Consider the following 19,164-nt stretch of genomic DNA (forward strand, 5'->3'; position numbering starts at 1 on the left):
GCCGATAGCGCCTGCAGCTGGACAAAGAAAAGCGGGAGGTGGCTTGCTCAGGGGCGACAAGCATAAGACAGATCGGCTGGAAAGTTTGTACTTTAACTTTCTTGCCGAGATGGCTTATGACCTCGAGCCCCTAGCCACCGGAGCTGGACAAAGAAAAGCGGAAGGTGCTTGCTTTAGCGCCACGCTTAACGCTCAATCAAAAAAGAGGTGTAAAGTATGAGCTCATTTGATAAAACAATGAGGTTTAATTTTCCTGAAGAGCCAATCGAGCATGATGTGAACCAAGTGCTGTTCCAAGTGTACGAGGCTCTTCAAGATAAAGGGTATAACCCAATCAACCAAATTGTTGGTTACCTTCTTTCTGGGGATCCTGCGTACATCCCCCGTCATAAGGATGCACGTAACATTATCCGCAAACTTGAAAGGGACGAAATCATCGAAGAGCTTGTTAAATCATACTTGAAGCAGCAGCGAAAGGGATAAAGTATGCGGACAATGGGATTGGATGTCGGCTCAAAAACAGTCGGCGTAGCGCTAAGCGATGCATTTGGCTGGACAGCGCAAGGATTAGAAACCATTAAGATTAATGAAGAAGAGAATGATTTTGGTTTCGAGCAATTAGGAAAAATAATAAAAGAACATGAAGTAAGTAAAATCGTTGTCGGTCTGCCAAAAAATATGAATGGGTCAATCGGTCCGCGCGGAGAAGCCAATCAAAAGTTTGCTGCGGAGCTTGAAAAGCTTTATCACTTACCTGTTATATTATGGGATGAGCGTTTGTCAACAGTAGCTGCTGAAAGGGTTTTACTTGAAGCGGATGTCAGCCGTAAAAAAAGAAAAAAGGTCATAGATAAAATGGCTGCCGTTATGATTTTACAGGGCTTTTTAGATAGCAAAAATTAATGAGGTGAAGAAAATGGAACACGGAGAAAAAAATATTACAGTCGTAGATGAAGAGGGCAACGAGCAATTATGTGAAGTGCTTTTTACATTTGATTCTGAGGAATTCGGAAAATCATATGTCCTTTATTATCCAATTGGTGCGGAAGAAGATGAAGATGGAGAAATTGATATTCATGCATCTGCATTTATTCCAAGCGATGATAATCAGGACGGTGAACTTATTCCGATTGAACCAGATGCGGATGAAGAGTGGGAAATGATTGAAGAAATGCTAAACGCATTTCTTGCAGAAGAAGAAGAGGAATAATAAAGGAAAAAACTGGCTCGTCTGCGGACAAGCCAGTTTTTTTATGGGAAAATTTGTTTGTTTTCTTTGATTTTTGTATTAATTTGCGACTGCTAAAAGAAAATATAGTATAATAAGCCGAGATGTAAAAAAGCAAGTTGACAAGACAGCCTTAAGCTGAAAATGTAAAGTGTGCAGCTTGATTGGAGGGAAATCAGTGTCTCAAGAAAATAAAAATGATAAAAGAGATATCATTCGGCAAAAGATGATAGAGCGTCAAAGCGAAGCAAGATTAGTCCGAAAAATCGTTTTGATTATCGCAATTATTTTAGTTATTATAGTTGGAGCTGTTGCAGGGGGCGGCTATTTTTATATAAAATCTGCCATCCAGCCAGTAGATCCGGATAATAAAAAAGAGAAAAAAGTTGAAATCCCAATTGGGTCATCATCTACTGGTATTGGTAAAATTCTAGAGAAGAATGGAATTATTAAGGATGCAAGAGTATTTAAATATTATGTTAAGTTTAAGAATGAAACAGGGTTTATGGCTGGTGAATATACATTAAATCCTTCTATGACCATTCCTGAGATCATAAACAGCCTCAAAACGGGAAAACTGCAGGAGGAATTAGTTTTTAAATTAATCATTCCTGAAGGAAAACAGCTTGAACAAATTGCAGGCATTATAGCTGAAAAAACAAATAAAAGTGCAGATGAAGTAATGAAGCAGCTCAATGATCCATCCCTGATTAAATCATTGATGGAGAAATATCCTGACCTCTTAACAAAGGATATCCTTGATAAAGATATAAAATACCCGTTAGAGGGATATTTATTCCCTGCAACCTATTCATTTTATAAAGAGAATCCTACTATTGAAGAGATTATTACACCTATGCTGGACAAAACGGTTGATGTTCTTGATGAATACCGTATTGCCATGGAAGAACGCGAGTTTTCCGTGCATGAATTATTAACCATTTCATCATTAATTGAGGAAGAAGCAACAGAAAAGGTTGATCGAAACAAAATTGCCAGTGTGTTTTATAATCGAATGGAAACGGGTATGCCTTTGCAAACTGACCCAACTGTGTTATATGCGCAAGGAGAGCATAAGGATAAAGTTCTTTATAAAGATTTGGAGATTGATTCGCCGTACAATACTTATAAATACCCTGGTCTGACACCTGGGCCGATTGCTAATGCAGGTGTTGTCTCTATTGAAGCTGCATTAGTACCAGATGAATCTGATTTTCTATATTTCTTAGCAACTTCAACAGGTGAGGTTTTATTTTCGAAAACACTCGAAGAGCATAATCAAAAGAAAGCCAAACATATTCAATAAGTAATGAATGAAGGGGAATGGATGAAAAATTAGCATTCCCCTTTCATTTGTGATAAAATAGTACAAGTGTTTTATATTTTTTGCGATAGCGTGACCCACGGTCGAGTAAGGATGACAGCTTTAAAAAGCTGATAATGTGCAAAGATCTTTGCATTACTAATTATCCTCTTTCGTGAACGCTATTTTTTTCATGTCTAAATGATTGAGGTGATGGCAGCTTGGAAAATGAAAAGCTGCATGCTTATATAGAGGGAATTATACCTGCTAGGCCTGAATTATTTCAAAAGATGGAATCATATGCCATTGATCATAGCGTACCGATCATGGAGCTTGCAGGAATGGAAGCAATGCTTCAGCTTTTGCGAATTCAGCAGCCAAAAAATATTTTAGAAGTTGGAACGGCAATCGGGTATTCTGCTCTTCGGATGGCTGATGCACTTCCAAATTGTAAAATAGTAACGATTGAAAGGGATGAAGAGCGGTACGAACTTGCTGAGCAATATATTTCAGAGGCTGGCAAAGAAGCTCAAATTCTAATTATTAAAGGGGATGCACTTGAAGCTGAACCGCAGGTAAAGGATCAGGGTCCTTTTCAGGCAATCTTTATCGATGCCGCAAAGGGGCAATATCAGCGTTTTTTTGAAATGTATTCTCAGTATCTTGATAGTGATGGGGTTATCATTACAGATAACGTTCTTTTTAAAGGACTAGTCTGTGAGTCAGAAATCGAAAACAAACGTACACGCAATCTTGTGAAAAAAATTGATTCCTTTAATAAATGGCTGATGAATCATCCTGATTTTTATACGACAATATTGCCAGTAGGTGACGGGGTTGCGATTAGTAAAAAGAGGTGAATGAAATGTCAAAACCAGAATTGTTAGTTACACCCATTTGTGTAGAAGATATCATCCCGCTCGCAGATGCAGGTGCGGATGCTTTTGTATTAGGTGAACAGCGTTACGGTTTACGTCTTGCAGGCGAATTTTCAAGGGACGATGTAAAAAAAGCAATTGAGCTTGCCCATGCTAAAGGGAAGAAAGTATATGTTGCGATGAATGCAATTTTTCATAATGAAAAGATTGAGGAACTGTCTGATTATCTTTCATTCTTGCAAGAAGCAAATGCGGATGCTGTGATCTTTGGCGATCCTGCTGTACTGATGGCAGCTCGTGAAGCGGCGCCACATATGAAATTGCATTGGAGTACTGAGACGACTGGTACGAATTGGTATACATGCAACTATTGGGGCAGAAAAGGGGCAAAGAGAGCTGTGCTAGCCCGTGAAATAAATATGGATGCGATTATTGAAATGAAAGAGAATGCAGAAGTAGAGATTGAGGTTCAAGTTCATGGAATGATGACAATGTTCCAATCTAAGCGTTCACTTTTAGGCAATTATTATGAATATCAAGGGAAAGTTATGGAAGTAGAAAATCGCAGCCAAGAACATCATATGTTTCTGCATGATAAAGAACGCGGGAACAAATATCCGATTTTTGAAGATGAAAATGGAACACATATTATGAGTCCGAATGATATATGTATCATTGACGAGCTTCAGGAAATGATTGAGGCAAAAGTTGATTCTTTTAAAATTGATGGAATCTTAAAAAGCCCTGAATATATCCTTGAAGTGACGAAGCGATATCGAAAAGCAATTGATCTTTGTGTCGAAGATCCGGATCAATATGAAGATGTGAAGGACGAGCTATTAGGCGAATTAGAAGAGATTCAGCCTGCCAATCGTCCATTGGACACAGGGTTCTTCTTTAAAGAAACGGTTTATTAAAAAATCTATTGCGGAAGCAGCTTAGCTTCTCGGGGGCATATTCCAGATACAAAGCAAAACGCTTACGCATGTAAATTAGGAGGATTACCTATGACAGTAGTGGAAGATAAAATTTCCCAAATTGTGGACGGCAAAAGGGTAATCGTGAAGAAGCCCGAATTGCTTGCACCAGCAGGGAATTTAGAAAAATTGAAAATTGCCGTTCATTATGGAGCAGATGCTGTATTTATTGGCGGTCAAGAATACGGCTTACGTTCAAATGCTGATAATTTTACATTTGAGGAAATGAAAGAGGGCGTAGAATTCGCAAAGCAATATGGTGCGAAAATTTATGTAACAACAAATATTTATGCTCATAATGAAAACATTGATGGCTTAGAAGAGTATATGCTTGGGCTGAAAGAAGCAGGCATCGCAGGGATTATTGTAGCTGACCCGTTAATTATCGAGACTTGCCGCAGAGTCGCTCCTGAAATTGAGGTTCATTTGAGCACACAGCAGTCTTTATCCAATTGGAAAGCTGTACAATTCTGGAAAGAAGAAGGGTTAGAGCGTGTCGTTCTTGCTCGTGAAACAAGTGCAGAAGAAATTCGTGAGATGAAAGAAAAGGTAGATATTGAAATTGAAACCTTTGTTCATGGAGCGATGTGTATTGCTTATTCAGGACGCTGCACATTAAGTAACCATATGACAGCTCGTGATTCAAATCGTGGGGGCTGCTGTCAGTCATGCCGCTGGGACTATGATCTCTACCAATTAGAAGGGGAAAATGAGGTTCCTTTCTTTAATGAAGAAGATTCACCATTTGCTATGAGCCCGAAAGATCTTAATTTAATTCAATCCATTCCGCAAATGATTGAACTTGGAATTGACAGCTTAAAAATTGAAGGACGTATGAAATCCATTCATTATATTGCAACAGTTGTTAGCGTATATCGTAAAGTAATTGACGCTTATTGTGCTGATCCTGCAAACTTCGAAATTAAGAAGGAATGGCTAGAAGAACTGGCGAAGTGTGCCAACCGTGAAACGGCTCCAGCATTTTTTGAAGGTGTTCCAGGGTATAAGGAGCAAATGTTTGGAAATCATAGCAAAAAGACGAATTTTGATTTCGTTGGCTTGGTTCTTGACTATAATCCTGAAACACAAATTGTCACACTTCAGCAGCGTAATCATTTTAAACCGGGACAGGAAGTAGAGTTTTTCGGACCAGAAATTGAGAATTTTACCCATGTAATTGATAAAGTATGGGATGAAGATGGGAACGAACTGGACGCAGCGCGCCACCCGCTTCAAATTGTTCAATTTAAGCTTGATAAACCGGTATTCCCGAACAACATGATGCGGAAGGAGATTTAACCCCTATGGAACGCAAACCAGTTGTGATCGGTGTTGCCGGAGGCTCTGGCTCAGGAAAGACGAGTGTGACAAAATCGATCTATGACTTTTTTAAAGGACACTCGATTATGATGCTAGAGCAGGATTATTATTATAAGGATCAAGCGCACCTGCCGTTTGAAGAACGTTTAAAAACAAATTATGATCATCCCCTTGCGTTTGATAATGATTTACTAATTGATCATATTCAGAAGCTGTTAAGATACGAGGAAATTAACAAGCCTGTATATGATTATGCGATGCATACAAGATCGAACGAAGTGATTACTGTTGAACCAAAAGATGTAATCATATTAGAAGGAATTTTAGTCCTAGAGGACGAACGGCTGCGTAACCTAATGGATATCAAACTTTTTGTTGATACAGATGCTGATTTGCGTATTATTCGCCGTTTATCTAGAGATATTAATGAACGCGGCAGAACAATGGATTCTGTCATTGATCAATATGTAAATGTTGTTCGACCGATGCATAATCAATTCATTGAGCCGACAAAGCGCTATGCCGATATCATTATCCCCGAAGGCGGACATAATCATGTAGCTATCGACTTAATGGTCACAAAAATTCAAACAATTCTTGAACAAAAGTCTTTTTTATGACACAATAGCATAGAAAATATATAATAAGTCCTAGGCGCGTCCTTAAGCAAAGGACGCGCTCCTATGCATTTTTCTTCTTACATAAAAAAGAAAGAACACAATCACGATGTGAGTTGTGAAAATTTGAAGGAGTGAAGGTTTTGGCAATGGAAAAAGTTTTCCCTATGACACAAGCTGGAAAAGAGAAGCTTGAACAGGAATTAGAATATTTAAAATCAGTTAAGCGTAAAGAAGTAGTAGAACGAATTAAAATTGCCCGCAGCTTCGGGGACCTGTCAGAAAACTCTGAGTACGATTCAGCAAAAGAAGAGCAGGCATTTGTAGAAGGTCGTATTACTACAATTGAGAATATGATCCGTAATGCAAAAATCATTTCAGAGGACGAAATGAGTGGAGATACAGTTGCATTAGGCCGCTCTGTTACATTTATTGAGCTTCCTGATGGAGAAGAAGAAACTTATACCATTGTAGGAAGTGCAGAAGCAGATCCATTTGATGGCAAAATTTCTAATGATTCTCCAATCGCGAAAAGCTTAATCGGTCATAAAGTAGGCGAAGAAGTAAAGGTTCAAACGCCTGGTGGGGAAATGGACGTACGAATCATCACTATTAAATAAGAATATATGCAGATAAAGGAGAAGGGACAGTCCCTTCTCCTTTTGTCGTAAATGTGTCAGTGAATGGGTGAAAAGCAAAATTGGTTACGAAAATGAATTTTCGACCGTAATTAGCAATAGATTGCAAAGAAGGTCGCGTAAAAATATTCCTTATCTTCAACAATCAGCTAATAAATAGTTTGAAAAGAAGAAACCTCGTCAAAACTTTTGATGAGGTGTTTTTTTATGTGGAAAAAACGGGCAGTTATATGGTTATGTTTATGTTTAGCAGGATTAATGGTTTTGCTTGCTAGATTGATTCAGCTTCAATTGGTGGAGACAGAACATTTTACAAAAAGGGGGATCAATCTCTTGGAGGCTAGCGTTAGTCAGCGCTCACAAGAAATGATCCTTGATACAGGAAGAGGCAATTTTCTTTACAAAGATGGAACACCTATTACTCACCAAAGCAAACCAGTACTTATTCTCTTTCCTTTTTTGAAAAAAATGGACTGGGACAGTAAGCATGTATCTGAAATTATTGGTGCATCTGAATATGCACTTGAATATGCAGTTGAAAAGGCAAAGAAACCATTTGCGTATGGCGAGCCAAATCCTATCGAATTGACTGAACCTCAAATGGAAAAAATTAATGCCTTGCAAATTCCTGGGGTGTTTGCTGTTGAAAAAAAATATCATTTAACACAAAATCCAGCTGAACATTTAATTGGCATTACAGGAGAAAACGAAACATTGCTTCGTAAACGTTATCCTGATAAGGAGCTTTCCTCCAAAACGATGGTGGGGCTGACTGGTATGGAAAAAAGCTTTGATGAATTTCTATTGCCAGATGGAAAATCAAAACTCGTCTATCATGTTGATGCGACAGGCGGACCTTTATTCGGGATAAATGTAAAATATGTTGAACCAGCTAACCCCTTTTATCCAGTAAATATAAAAACGACATTAGATTCAGATTTACAAGAGATGGTTGAACAGCTTGTCGATGCGCACAAAATTGAGCGCGGCGGTGCAGTGCTTCTTGATATAGAAACAAACTCTGTCCTAGCTATGGTATCCCGTCCTGCCATCAACCAAGCAGATCCATTTAATAAAGAAAATGGGGGGACGGAAAACCTCATGCTAAAAGAGCAAATTATCGGTTCTGTTTTTAAGACGGCAGTAACTGCGGCGGCGATTGATTATGAGCTTATCAATCCTTCTCGGCAATTTGATTGCAGCAAGACGATTACAGGCGAGCCCGATCCTTTATTTCAATATGGAATGCTTGATTTCTCTACTAGCTTTGCCAGAAGCTGCAATAATACATTTGCAACGATAGCGAAAGAATTAAAGGAAATAGATCCTAATATTCTTGAAAACTATGCTGAAAAGCTATCCTTAATAGGCTCTGTTGGTTGGAAGGGGGATATTTACCATTTTGAAGATTTTAAACAGCTGCAGGAGGATAAAGGAAGAGTTTTCTTGGCTGAGAATGCGAAAAAAGATGATAATTTTGTTGCGCTGACAGGTATTGGCCAACATGAAGTTCGTGCAACTCCGCTAGCGGTTGCTAATATGATGGCAACGATTGCAAGAGGCGGAAATAAAAAAATGGTTCGTGTGGCATCAAAAATTGAGTATAAAAATAGTACCTCATTACTAGATTTTAAAGAGCAAGAGATTGAAGGAGAGACCATTTCTCCCTATACAGCAATGAAGCTGCAGAAGCTTCTCCGTGAAGTAGTAGTTAATAAGAATGGAACAGGAAGAAGCTTGCAAGACCTTCCATATGAAGTAGCAGGCAAGTCTGGTACTGGAGAAACTGGGAGAATGCATGGGGAAAAGCCTCTTTATAATAAATGGTTTGCAGGTTATTTTCCATTCGATAAACCGAAATATGCCCTTGTTACTGTAAGGCTAGAAGCGACCGGGAACACAAGCAGTACAAGTCCTCTATTCGCTGATATTGTAAAAGAAATCTATAACAATGATCACAGTCAAAATTAAAACATTAGCCTCTTTTCTATTCGAAAGGATCATGTTAAAGTGAAACTTTCCTTGCTAATTTTCCGTCTGGTAAGGAGAAGATTAATCACGCAACAGACAGAGATATTTTTCATTGTTTATAAGTCATGTTAAAATATTGAATGAATATCTTACAAATATGATTGAAAAGAATGGGAAGGAGAATCTTTCTTATGAACCGCAATTATGATTCATCAAGTCGGGAATCCAGATCCGAATTGAGGGGAAAACGCAGAAAAACTAATCTAATTTTAAATATGCTCATTGGGCTCGTGATACTGTTAATTATTTTTGTTTCTGTAAAAGTCTTTTCCGGAGGCAATGATGAAAATGCTTTGGAAAAAGAACAGCAGACAGAGTCAAAACAAGATGAGCAAAATTTAGATACAGAAGAAGAGAAAGATTCAGCCAGTGATGAAAATAAAGACGAAAAAGAAACCGAATCTGAAGCTGAATCAGAAAGTATCGATGAAAGCGAGGAAGCTGCTGAAAATACAGCTGATGAAGATGTGGTAGATCCAATTCCGGCCAATGAAGAAGAGGCAGTTGTTACCGAAGGCGGCAGCAATGGTAATGTGAAAAGGACCATTGAAAACCCGAGCTGGAAGCCGATTGGAACGACACAAGCTGGTGAACATTACGCTGTTTACGACAAAGAATCTGTAGACTGGGCAGAAATGCTTCAGGCCATCTCCTATGCGACAGGAGTTGATCAAAGCAATATGAATGTTTGGTTCCTTGGTAACAACGGGTTTAATAAATCGGTTGGTACGATTACAACAAAGGACCAAAAGCAAATATACCGTGTCTATATTGACTGGGTCGATGGAGAAGGCTGGAAGCCAACGAAAGTAGAAGAATTAAATGAAGTAGAAAAGAAGTAAGAAAGTAAAAAGATGAGGCTAGCTCACCTCATCTTTTTGCTTTAAAATGCACAACAGCCGAATAATACCTTCTCCCATTCTCATCCAAGCTCATCTGATGTGAAACATGGTGGACAGAAAGCAAAATAGCTCTATTATTGTCAATTTGAATTTGAATATTTTTCTCTAAAGTTTTTAAATCATAGGCCTCAAAAAATTCAATTTTATCCTCAATTAAGTCAAGCTGAAAGTTCATAACTCAAAGATCCTCCTGTATAAGTTCCTCTTGATATTTTAATACATTTTTCATATAAACCACTATAGTATTTCCTTTTATATTAAAATTGCATTTTTAATGATAGAAGATTCTGATAAAATGAAAGTAAAATTTAATTTTCTTGGAGGAAAAATGACAGCTTTATATCGGCACGTAATGAGTCTTATTTTATTGTTAATCCTTGCTGCCCTTCCTTTAGGTTTATTCAATAGGGATGAAAAGGTATCGATTGATATAAAGGGAATGCTTACAGTCATTAAAGAATTCTTTTTGGGCCTTTTTTCTGGAGATGCTTGGTATTATTCACAGGGCGGCCGAGCTCGATTGATTCTAAGTGACTTAGTTTCCTATTTTTTATCCTCCTATTTATATTTAATCATCTCGACAATCATTGTTATTGCAATATCAATCCTTTTAGGTATTTTCTTTTGGAAGAAATCGAATCGCTGGGTAAATGCAAGCTTAGGATTTTTAGGAATGGTTCCAGATTTTCTGCTAGTGCTTATGCTGCAAATAGCTGTCGTCTATGTAAATAAAAGCTTAGGTATTAAGACTTTTAAAGTAGCTTCTTCTTCCATTGATGATCCGGCAATTTTTTTGCCTATTTTTACATTAATTATAATCCCCTCTATCTATTTAATCAGAAGTTTATCTGAAACAACTTCAGAAATAACAGCTGAGGACTATATTCTTTTGGCAAAATCAAAGGGTCTCAGCAAAAAATATATTTATGTCTTCCATGTAACTACAAATGTCCTTCCCTTTTTGAAGGCAGATATACATAAAGTGTTGAGCATTATGATTGGCAATCTCTTTATTGTTGAGTATTTATACAATACTCGTGGGCTAGCATCGTTCATTTTTGTACATTCAAATAAGTTTGGCTATCAATATAATCTTGTGATCCTTTGCCTTCTTTTTCTATTTATTCTTTATTTGATCTGTTATTATTCACTTAGATTCTTATTGGCGGCTGCAGAAAGGTGGCTTGCCAAATGAGCCGGAAACCAAATTACTTACTGATTTTGGGTATTGTTCTAGTATCCTTTTTTATCTTTATTTCCGTCATCGGCCCATATGCAGCACCGTACGATTTAGAATATTCCCAAAAAATAGGGTATATAACAGCCGATGATGGATCACAGCAGCTGAAAGGCTCTCCTTTTCCGCCTTCAAAAGAGTATGTATTCGGGACTGATAAATGGGGATATGATATTCTAACGCTATTGCTTTATGGGGCAAAATACACAGTTTTTACAGTAATAATTGTAGCTGTTATCAGACTGTTAATAGGAACAGCTTTTGGAGTCTTAAATGGGGTAATGTCTCCAGCCCAACAGAAAAAGAATAAACAAATATCATTATTTAGCGGGATTCCGATCTTTATCATTATTTACTTCATTATGGTCGGAATAAATATTGAACCGGTTCTTCCACCTGTTTATTTAGTAGTCATTCAAGGCTTATTAATGACGATTTTAGGGATACCTGGCGTCTACAATGTTATTTCTAACTTAACAATTGAAATAAAGAAAAATGCATATGTAGAAGCAGCAAAAACACTTGGAGGAAGCAGCCTCCACATTTCCAAAAAACATATATTTCCTGCCCTGAAAGGCAACTTGCTTGCTCTGTTTGTAAATGAATGCATACAAGTATTACATATCATCGGGCAGCTGGGAATCTTTAATCTTTTTCTAGGAGGTACAGAAAAACAATACTTTCCTACAATCTATCTTTCTATAACGAATGAATGGTCAGGGCTAATCGGTCAGTCCCGCTCCTTTTTATACCACTCCCAATGGATCATCCTATATCCATTAATCGCTTATATGCTCTTGCTGTTTTCATTTTATCTCCTATCAGCTGGATTAAATACCTCATTGAAAAATAAGACAAGAAGAACTAGTCATTTATAGTAAGGAAACACCCAAATTTTAAAAAATTGGGTGTTTTTTTTGGTGAAAGCCCAAAGCTTGCTATGTTGAATGATTCGTATACTTATGTTAAATTAAGAACATGTTTTTTGTTTAATTCATACTATACTCATAGGAATTGTGAGTGTATAATATAGAGGAGTGAGTGAAATGGGGACGGAGTTTATCGGGCTGTTTGAACAGTGGGCTGATACCTACGATGAAAGTGTATCTGGACATGATATAGAATATAAAGAAGTGTTTAAACATTATGATCAATTATTGCAAATAGTTGCCGATCGCTCTTTTGGTCACGTCCTTGAATTTGGACCTGGTACAGGAAATTTAACAGCAAAGATGATCGATAGAGGACTGAAGGTAACCGGAGTGGAGCCATCTCCTTCGATGAGAAAAATAGCTAAACAAAAGCTGGCAAATAAGGCTGAGATTGTGGATGGCGATTTTCTAAGCTTTCCACTTGTTCAGCCAATCGATACATTTGTAAGTTCTTATGCTTTTCACCATTTAACCGATGAGGAAAAAGAAACAGCCATTGCCAAGTATGGAAACCTGCTTGCCTCTGGTGGTAAAATAGTCTTTGCGGATACTATGTATGAGTCTGCTAAAAGCTATAAGAGAGCAATAGAAAAAGCATTAGAAAACGGCTTTCATAATCTAGCAGAGGATTTGCAGCGGGAATACTATACAACAATCCCATTTTTAAAAGGGTTGTTAGAACAGAATGGTTTTACCCCAAGGTTCGAGCAGTGCAATGATTTCGTGTGGATTATGGAAGGAGTGAAAAAATAAGAAAGAGGTTTTGAAAATGAAAATAGCCATCATCGGAGCAATGGAAGAAGAAGTAACACTTTTAAGAGAAAAAATGGATGAAAAAACACAAGTAGTGATTGCAGGCTGTGAATATACAAGCGGGAAAATGGACGGGGCAGAAGTTGTTCTTTTGCGCTCAGGTATAGGAAAAGTAAATGCGGCTTTATCAACTGCTATTCTTCTTGAGAGATACAAACCAGATTACGTCATTAACACAGGGTCTGCTGGAGGCTTTAATCCACAGTTAAATGTAGGGGATGTAGTTATTTCTACTGAAGTAAGACATCATGATGTTGATGTAACAGTATTTGGCTATGAATACGGTCAGGTTCCACAGCTGCCTCCAGCTTTTGAAGCAGACAGCCGATTGATACAAGTTGCGGAAGAATGTGCGAAGGAGATCAAGGATATTCAAGTTGTCCGCGGATTGATTGCTACTGGAGATTCATTTATGAATGATCCTGCTCGAGTTGAGTTCATACGAGACAAATTTACAGATCTTCAAGCTGTTGAAATGGAAGCTGCGGCAATTGCACAAGTGTCCTATCAGTTTGGAACGCCATTTGTCGTTATTCGCTCACTATCAGATATTGCGGGAAAAGAATCAAATGTCTCATTTGATCAATTCCTTGAAAAGGCTGCATTACATTCAGCTGATTTGGTCATGAAGATCGTAGCAGCGTTGAAATAATAACTCCGACGAAGGAGGGATATATTTGAACATCGTTAAAAATGTTCATGAATTGATTGGAAATACCCCCATTCTGGAATTAAATCACTTTCCTCTTCCGGCAGGTGTCCGCTTATTTGCTAAGCTTGAGTTTTTAAACCCAGGAGGAAGTGTGAAAGACCGTCTTGGGCAGGAACTTTTAAATGCAGCAATGGAGAGCGGGAAGCTTAAGGAAGGCGGAACTGTCATAGAACCGACTGCTGGGAATACAGGAATAGGCTTAGCGCTTGCTGCTTTAAATAAAGGAATTAAAGTGCTTGTTTGTATGCCAGAAAAATTTAGTTTGGAAAAACAAGTCATTATGAAGGCGCTAGGGGCCGAAATTGTCCATACACCTTCAAGTGAAGGGATGGCGGGCGCAATTGCAAAGGCTAAAGAGCTGCTTGACGAAATTCCAAATTCCTTTTGTCCGCAGCAATTTGCGAATCCTGCGAATCCACATACGTACTATAAAACGCTTGGCCCTGAGCTTTGGGAACAGATGGATGGACATATCGATATTTTCGTCGCTGGAGCGGGATCTGGCGGCACCTTTATGGGCACTTCCCGCTTCTTAAAAGAAAAGAATCCTAAGATAAAAACTGTGATTGTGGAGCCAGAAGGATCAATCCTTAATGGCGGTGAATCTGGTCCGCATAAAACAGAAGGGATTGGAATGGAGTTTCTGCCTGAATTTATTGATCCTTCTTATTTCGATGCAATTCATACGGTCCTTGATGAGAACGCTTTTCGCTTCGTTCAGGAATTAGCTTTGAAGGAAGGATTGCTGGTAGGAAGTTCTTCTGGCGCAGCTCTTCATGCCGCATTAGAAGAAGCCAAGAAGGCAAAGGAAGGTACAAATATTGTCACGATTTTTCCTGATGGCAGTGACCGATATATTAGCAAAAAAATTTATGAAGGCGGTATTTAAATGAGAAGAAAAACGAAACTCATTCATGGCGGGATTTCAGGAGACCCTAACACAGGTGCTGTATCTGTTCCGATTTACCAAGTGAGCACGTACAAACAAGAAAGTGTTGGGAAGCATAAAGGATTTGAATACTCTAGAACGGGCAACCCGACACGGCATGCGCTTGAGGAATTAATTAAAGATTTAGAAGGAGGAAAAGCAGGATTTGCCTTTGGATCAGGAATGGCAGCAATTACTGCGGTTATGATGCTGTTTAAAAGCGGTGATCATATAATCATGACTGATGATGTATATGGTGGATCATATCGTGTGATGACAAAGGTATTGAACCGTTTTGGTATCGATTCAACCTTTGTTGATACGAGTAAGCTTGAAAATATTAAGGCTGAGATTAGACCAAATACGAAGGCTCTTTACTTAGAATCTCCAACTAATCCGCTACTGAAAATTACAGATATTGCTGAAGCTGCAAAGGTAGCGAAGGAACATCAATTGCTGACAATTGTTGACAATACATTCTCAACACCTTACTGGCAAACGCCGATTGAACTTGGAGCTGACATTGTTCTCCATAGTGCAACGAAATATATTGGCGGTCATAGCGATGTTGTTGCAGGATTAGTTGTTGTAAATAGCGATGAACTAGCTGCAGACATGCATTTTGTGCAAAATTCAACAGGTGGTGTCCTTGGACCACAGGATTCATGGCTCCTAATGCGGGGAATCAAAACACTGGGTATTCGGATGGAAGAAACAGAGAGCAATACGAGAGCAATCGTAGAGTTTCTGCAAAGCCATCCCTCTGTAACAAAGGTTTATTATCCAGGTATTGAAACACATCCAAATCATGACATAGCTAAAAAACAAGCGCGAGGCTTTGGCGGAATGATTTCCTTTGATGTTGGAAGTGAAGAAAATGCAGATACACTTCTGAAAAAAATAAACTATTTTACATTAGCAGAAAGCCTTGGAGCAGTAGAAAGCTTAATCTCTGTTCCAGCAAGAATGACACATGCTTCCATACCAAAGGAGCGTCGTGCAGAGCTTGGAATAACAGATGGATTAGTTCGTATTTCCGTCGGTCTTGAAGATGTAGAGGATTTAATTGAAGACTTACAACAGGCATTAGAAAATTAATATTATATAAAAGCGCCCTCCAGAGGGCGCTTTTTGTCGAACGAAATAAATGGGAAAATTTAAAATTTAGGCAAATAAATGTTTACAAACAGATCGGATGTGGCTATAATTACCAATGTAAGTGAAAAAATTTCTGAAAAGGAGGTCGGATGAAATGATGATGAACATGATTGTTACTGGAAAATTACATGCAGCTTTATATTTAACGAATTCGACCTACAGGGAATGGATCGCTTAATTTATTTTTATTTAGCCTATCCATGCCGCAGGGAGAATCGTGTTCCTGCGGCATTTTTGTGCCCAAATTTAACATGCCGCAGGAGCTATGTCTCTTTGCGGCTTTTTTGTCCCTAAAAGGACTAATTAAAGGAGGTGAAGCCCATCATGACATTAAACATATTGTTTTTTACAATTACCATTAAGAAACGGAATGTTTCAGTTGAAGAAGTACTTCATAATCAAATGATTAAAAAAATTCACGAAGAAAACCGTGATCGTCAATTCTCAATGTATCGTCACTTTTAATTTTTGAAAAATAGCAAACGAAAGGTGGTAGTTGAAGATGAATCTTTTCATGCAATGTCGTCAAGCAATCTTATGGGTGGAGAAGGATTCCACCTAGCTTAAGTAAGGAGGAGATCTGATGTCGTTACACGTACTGCTGTTGACCCTTGAATTCAGAAAAAAGAAACACAAAGCATAGACTAGATCGTATGGTCTTTCCTTAACAAAATGTTCATATTTGTTTTAAATATACCCGATGTGTTTATGGTAAATTTAAAATAAATAAGGGAGTTTAAAGGGAGGCTAAATCATGTTTACAATTGTGATGGGGCTAGTACTTTGCACAACCATAGGATTAATTATTTACTGTGATGTAAGTGTTGTTGAATAAATAATGAAAAAGGGATTAACCGGATGGGTTAATCCCTTTTTTAGTAAATGGCTCTTTTGGTAGTGGTCTCTAGTTAATACAGATTAAGTGGGAGGTTAATCCCTTTTCTTTGGACCTATCCACAAAAATACAATAACAATGATCGTTGCGATTAATAAGAGAATTGTTTTTAATGAAAAGCCTTCGAAAATAATTTCCGCTAGGCTTGCTACTACAACAATAAAAAAAACGAGTGCCAAAACTACACGATTAATCAAGTTTTTCCCACCTCAAAGTATACTCATTTTATTTTAGCGAATGGATGTAAGCATTGTCCATAAAAAAAGTGCTTGGAAATAATTCCCCAAAGAAAATATATGGGTGGACAGACAAAAACAACTCTCATGCTACATAGGAATTATGTATAGGCAAATGACCGAAAAAGCGGGGGTGGAAAAATGTCTGGGATTCTAACAGCACTCGGGTTTTTAGTTAAGGAAATTGTCTTTCTTGTTTCTTATGTAAAGAACAATGCATTTCCTCAACCGTTATCTGCTGCTGACGAAAAAAAGTATTTGCAGCTAATGACTGCTGGCGATTCACATGCCCGCAACATGCTGATTGAACACAATTTACGGTTAGTCGCTCATATTGTTAAAAAATTTGAAAATACGGGTGAGGATGCAGAAGATCTCATCTCCATCGGCACGATAGGGTTAATTAAGGCGATTGAGAGCTATTCTGAAGGAAAAGGGACGAAGCTTGCGACTTACGCGGCTCGTTGTATAGAAAATGAAATCCTCATGCATTTGCGAGCATTAAAAAAGACGAAGAAAGATGTCTCCCTTCATGACCCCATTGGCCAAGATAAAGAAGGGAATGAAATTTCCCTTATTGATGTCCTTAAATCGGATTCAGAAGACGTCATAAATACAATCCAATTAAACATGGAGCTAGAAAAAGTAAAGGAATACATCGGGGTGCTTGATGACAGGGAAAAGGAAGTGATTGTTGGACGTTTTGGTCTTGATTTAAAAAAGGAAAAAACACAAAGAGAAATTGCAAAGGAGCTGGGAATATCCCGCAGCTATGTATCGCGGATTGAAAAGCGGGCATTGATGAAAATGTTTCACGAGTTTTACAGAGCGGAGAAGGAGAAGCGGAAGAAAAGCTAGCAGATAAAATTGTATTACAAACTATTAATAAAAATTAATTAGGCATAATGTATGAGATGATCACGTCATGGACGGGGTCATTTTTTTGTTCAATCATTTACTTTAAACGAAAAGGATTAAAATTATGAACATTCTATGAACTGCATTGATTGTTTTCGGAAAAATATGTAAATTAAAATACAGTTATTAGAACAAGCTGATTAATAGATATGGAGGAAACATGGATAATTCAAAAAAAAATTTAGTTTTATTTTGTATCCTTACTGCAGTGTTATTATTTATCGGAAGTATTTGTACTTCGCTGTTTGCAAATAACAATACTGTTATGCAGCGGTTTTATGAATATGCATCTTTAATTCAAGCAGTTCTTTTGTTATTTTTCTCGCTTTTTTTTAGTTTAAAAAGAAAAAATCCTTATATATTTGTTTTACTTCTGTATCTTATTTTCTTTGGATTTCAGTTTTTAGTAATATTGAATGTAAAAATTGAAAAAGGAATCTTATTTTTGTTTGCAATCAATGTATTAGCTTCTATATTATTGGTAAATTATCTAAGGACTTTGGAATTTCAGCTTAAACCTTTTACAAGTTCTTTACCTAAGCAGCTGGCTACACTTTTTTTACTTTTTATTTTTGAAATAAGTGCTGCACTTTATGTCTTTATTGGTCCAAGTTTTATACACAAATTTGTATTTTCTATCTCAAACGAAATATACAATTTACTGCCATGGAACATGATAACAAGCCTAGTCACATTGTGCGGAGCTCTATTCATTATAAAATTCTCGTTGAAAATGAATTTAAAAGAATTTTTACAGAACATAGGCATTCTTTCTAAAAAAGATTTGAGGACGGGGATTTTTGTTTTTATTTCTATTTTAATCTTTATTCAAAGTGCAGGAATCTTCGTAAGCTTATTTTTAGACTATCCCTACTCTTTAAAAAACTTTAGGTTTACCTCTTGGCATGAATGGTTTCTTTCACTTATAGATTTATTTGGCGTTGGATTTTATGAAGAGATTGTCTTTAGGGGATTCTTATTCTATACATTATGCTGTGCGGTCAATATAAATAAAAAGCCATTATTTCATTTTATATTTGTCATTGCATTATCCCAATCACTTTTTAGTCTCTCCCATCTTCCGCGAATGTTAATACATTTTGATTTACCGATAAGTGAAATAATTATTGGTTTAATCCATTATTTTATAATGGGAGTTTTTTTCGTGATTTGTTATATTCGAACAAAAAGCATTTATGCAGCTATATTTATTCATACATTAGTGAATTTCAGTACACCTATTTATAATAGTGGATACCCTCTCGGTTTTCTAGCTGACTCAAAATCTTTACTCATTCTTTTTGTCATCACATTATTGATTTTATGGGATTGCTTCCCTAAATTTAATAAAAGGAAAGTTTACAATAGTACACCTACAAAGGGCCATAGTAACTCTTAAATTTAGATATATTGAAAATCAAAAAGTTGACATTGAAAATCA

23 protein-coding genes are annotated in these 19,164 nt (G+C 37.3%); 21 read left to right on the top strand and 2 right to left on the bottom strand.

Annotated elements, in window-relative coordinates:
• From C1726_RS26450 to C1726_RS18370, 12 genes are all read left to right on the top strand, one after another.
• Positions 1–220, top strand: a 220-nt coding sequence (locus C1726_RS26450) for a hypothetical protein (RefSeq protein WP_216629074.1), incomplete at its 5' end; no start/stop codon positions are given.
• Positions 217–483, top strand: coding sequence for an IreB family regulatory phosphoprotein (locus C1726_RS18320; RefSeq protein ID WP_053477113.1), 267 nt, complete (start codon positions 217–219; stop codon positions 481–483). The genes C1726_RS26450 and C1726_RS18320, both read left to right, overlap by 4 nt.
• Before the next feature lie 3 nt (positions 484–486).
• Entirely contained in the window at positions 487–903 is a 417-nt protein-coding gene (gene ruvX, locus C1726_RS18325) for a Holliday junction resolvase RuvX (protein WP_142385101.1), read from the top strand.
• Between the two features lie 13 nt (positions 904–916).
• A complete protein-coding gene (locus C1726_RS18330) occupies positions 917–1,210 on the top strand; it encodes a DUF1292 domain-containing protein (protein ID WP_053477111.1) in 294 nt (97 codons plus the stop codon).
• Between the two features lie 196 nt (positions 1,211–1,406).
• Positions 1,407–2,534: an endolytic transglycosylase MltG gene (gene mltG, locus C1726_RS18335; RefSeq protein WP_102274470.1), complete on the top strand. Its 1,128-nt coding sequence runs from the start codon at positions 1,407–1,409 to the stop codon at positions 2,532–2,534.
• A 218-nt stretch (positions 2,535–2,752) separates the two neighbouring features.
• Positions 2,753–3,391 (top strand): O-methyltransferase, encoded by a 639-nt coding sequence (locus C1726_RS18340; protein WP_102274471.1) that lies wholly within the window; start codon positions 2,753–2,755, stop codon positions 3,389–3,391.
• A gap of 5 nt (positions 3,392–3,396) precedes the next feature.
• Complete coding sequence (locus C1726_RS18345) at positions 3,397–4,326, top strand: peptidase U32 family protein (RefSeq protein WP_102274472.1); 930 nt, start codon at positions 3,397–3,399, stop codon at positions 4,324–4,326.
• 90 nt (positions 4,327–4,416) lie between these two features.
• A complete protein-coding gene (locus C1726_RS18350; protein WP_102274473.1) occupies positions 4,417–5,685 on the top strand; it encodes a peptidase U32 family protein in 1,269 nt (422 codons plus the stop codon).
• Positions 5,686–5,690: 5 nt separating this feature from the next.
• On the top strand, positions 5,691–6,326 hold the full coding sequence (gene udk / locus C1726_RS18355; protein ID WP_102274474.1) for a uridine kinase: 636 nt from the start codon (positions 5,691–5,693) through the stop codon (positions 6,324–6,326).
• 140 nt (positions 6,327–6,466) lie between these two features.
• Entirely contained in the window at positions 6,467–6,943 is a 477-nt protein-coding gene (greA, locus tag C1726_RS18360; protein WP_057764855.1) for a transcription elongation factor GreA, read from the top strand.
• A gap of 225 nt (positions 6,944–7,168) precedes the next feature.
• Positions 7,169–8,932: a peptidoglycan D,D-transpeptidase FtsI family protein gene (locus tag C1726_RS18365; protein ID WP_102274475.1), complete on the top strand. Its 1,764-nt coding sequence runs from the start codon at positions 7,169–7,171 to the stop codon at positions 8,930–8,932.
• A 191-nt stretch (positions 8,933–9,123) separates the two neighbouring features.
• The gene (locus tag C1726_RS18370; RefSeq protein WP_102274476.1) at positions 9,124–9,834 is read left to right on the top strand and encodes a YrrS family protein; all 711 of its coding nucleotides are present in this window, start codon (positions 9,124–9,126) and stop codon (positions 9,832–9,834) included.
• A 28-nt stretch (positions 9,835–9,862) separates the two neighbouring features.
• Here the strand turns inward: C1726_RS18370 and C1726_RS18375 are convergent, their stop codons facing one another.
• The gene (locus C1726_RS18375) at positions 9,863–10,069 is read right to left on the bottom strand and encodes a YrzA family protein (protein WP_057764861.1); all 207 of its coding nucleotides are present in this window, start codon (positions 10,067–10,069) and stop codon (positions 9,863–9,865) included.
• Positions 10,070–10,222: 153 nt separating this feature from the next.
• Here C1726_RS18375 and C1726_RS18380 point away from each other — a divergent pair, with 153 nt between their 5' ends.
• The 7 genes from C1726_RS18380 (at position 10,223) to C1726_RS18410 (ending at position 16,139) form a co-directional block, all read left to right on the top strand.
• Complete coding sequence (locus C1726_RS18380) at positions 10,223–11,089, top strand: ABC transporter permease subunit (RefSeq protein ID WP_235822799.1); 867 nt, start codon at positions 10,223–10,225, stop codon at positions 11,087–11,089.
• Entirely contained in the window at positions 11,086–12,009 is a 924-nt protein-coding gene (locus tag C1726_RS18385; RefSeq protein ID WP_102274477.1) for an ABC transporter permease, read from the top strand. Before C1726_RS18380 ends, C1726_RS18385 begins: the two co-directional genes overlap by 4 nt.
• A 168-nt stretch (positions 12,010–12,177) precedes the next feature.
• Positions 12,178–12,816: a class I SAM-dependent methyltransferase gene (locus tag C1726_RS18390; protein ID WP_102274478.1), complete on the top strand. Its 639-nt coding sequence runs from the start codon at positions 12,178–12,180 to the stop codon at positions 12,814–12,816.
• A 16-nt stretch (positions 12,817–12,832) separates the two neighbouring features.
• The gene (gene mtnN / locus C1726_RS18395; RefSeq protein ID WP_102274479.1) at positions 12,833–13,528 is read left to right on the top strand and encodes a 5'-methylthioadenosine/S-adenosylhomocysteine nucleosidase; all 696 of its coding nucleotides are present in this window, start codon (positions 12,833–12,835) and stop codon (positions 13,526–13,528) included.
• Between the two features lie 25 nt (positions 13,529–13,553).
• Positions 13,554–14,477: a PLP-dependent cysteine synthase family protein gene (locus tag C1726_RS18400; RefSeq protein WP_102274480.1), complete on the top strand. Its 924-nt coding sequence runs from the start codon at positions 13,554–13,556 to the stop codon at positions 14,475–14,477.
• Positions 14,478–15,614, top strand: coding sequence for a bifunctional cystathionine gamma-lyase/homocysteine desulfhydrase (locus C1726_RS18405; protein WP_102274481.1), 1,137 nt, complete (start codon positions 14,478–14,480; stop codon positions 15,612–15,614). It begins immediately after the preceding gene.
• 384 nt (positions 15,615–15,998) lie between these two features.
• Positions 15,999–16,139 (top strand): YrzI family small protein, encoded by a 141-nt coding sequence (locus C1726_RS18410; protein ID WP_102274482.1) that lies wholly within the window; start codon positions 15,999–16,001, stop codon positions 16,137–16,139.
• Between the two features lie 465 nt (positions 16,140–16,604).
• Here C1726_RS18410 and C1726_RS26280 read toward each other — a convergent pair whose 3' ends face one another.
• Entirely contained in the window at positions 16,605–16,766 is a 162-nt protein-coding gene (locus C1726_RS26280) for a hypothetical protein (protein WP_180968239.1), read from the bottom strand.
• 180 nt (positions 16,767–16,946) lie between these two features.
• On the opposite strand from C1726_RS26280, the gene sigK reads away from it, so the two are divergent.
• Both sigK and C1726_RS18420 read left to right on the top strand, forming a co-directional pair.
• The gene (gene sigK / locus C1726_RS18415; protein WP_102274483.1) at positions 16,947–17,663 is read left to right on the top strand and encodes an RNA polymerase sporulation sigma factor SigK; all 717 of its coding nucleotides are present in this window, start codon (positions 16,947–16,949) and stop codon (positions 17,661–17,663) included.
• 220 nt (positions 17,664–17,883) lie between these two features.
• Positions 17,884–19,122, top strand: coding sequence for a CPBP family intramembrane glutamic endopeptidase (locus tag C1726_RS18420; RefSeq protein ID WP_102274484.1), 1,239 nt, complete (start codon positions 17,884–17,886; stop codon positions 19,120–19,122).
• Positions 19,123–19,164: the final 42 nt, after the last annotated feature.

It is taken from the genome of Cytobacillus massiliigabonensis, from assembly GCF_900199725.1.
Taxonomy (GTDB): Bacteria; Bacillota; Bacilli; order Bacillales; family Cytobacillaceae; genus Cytobacillus; species Cytobacillus massiliigabonensis.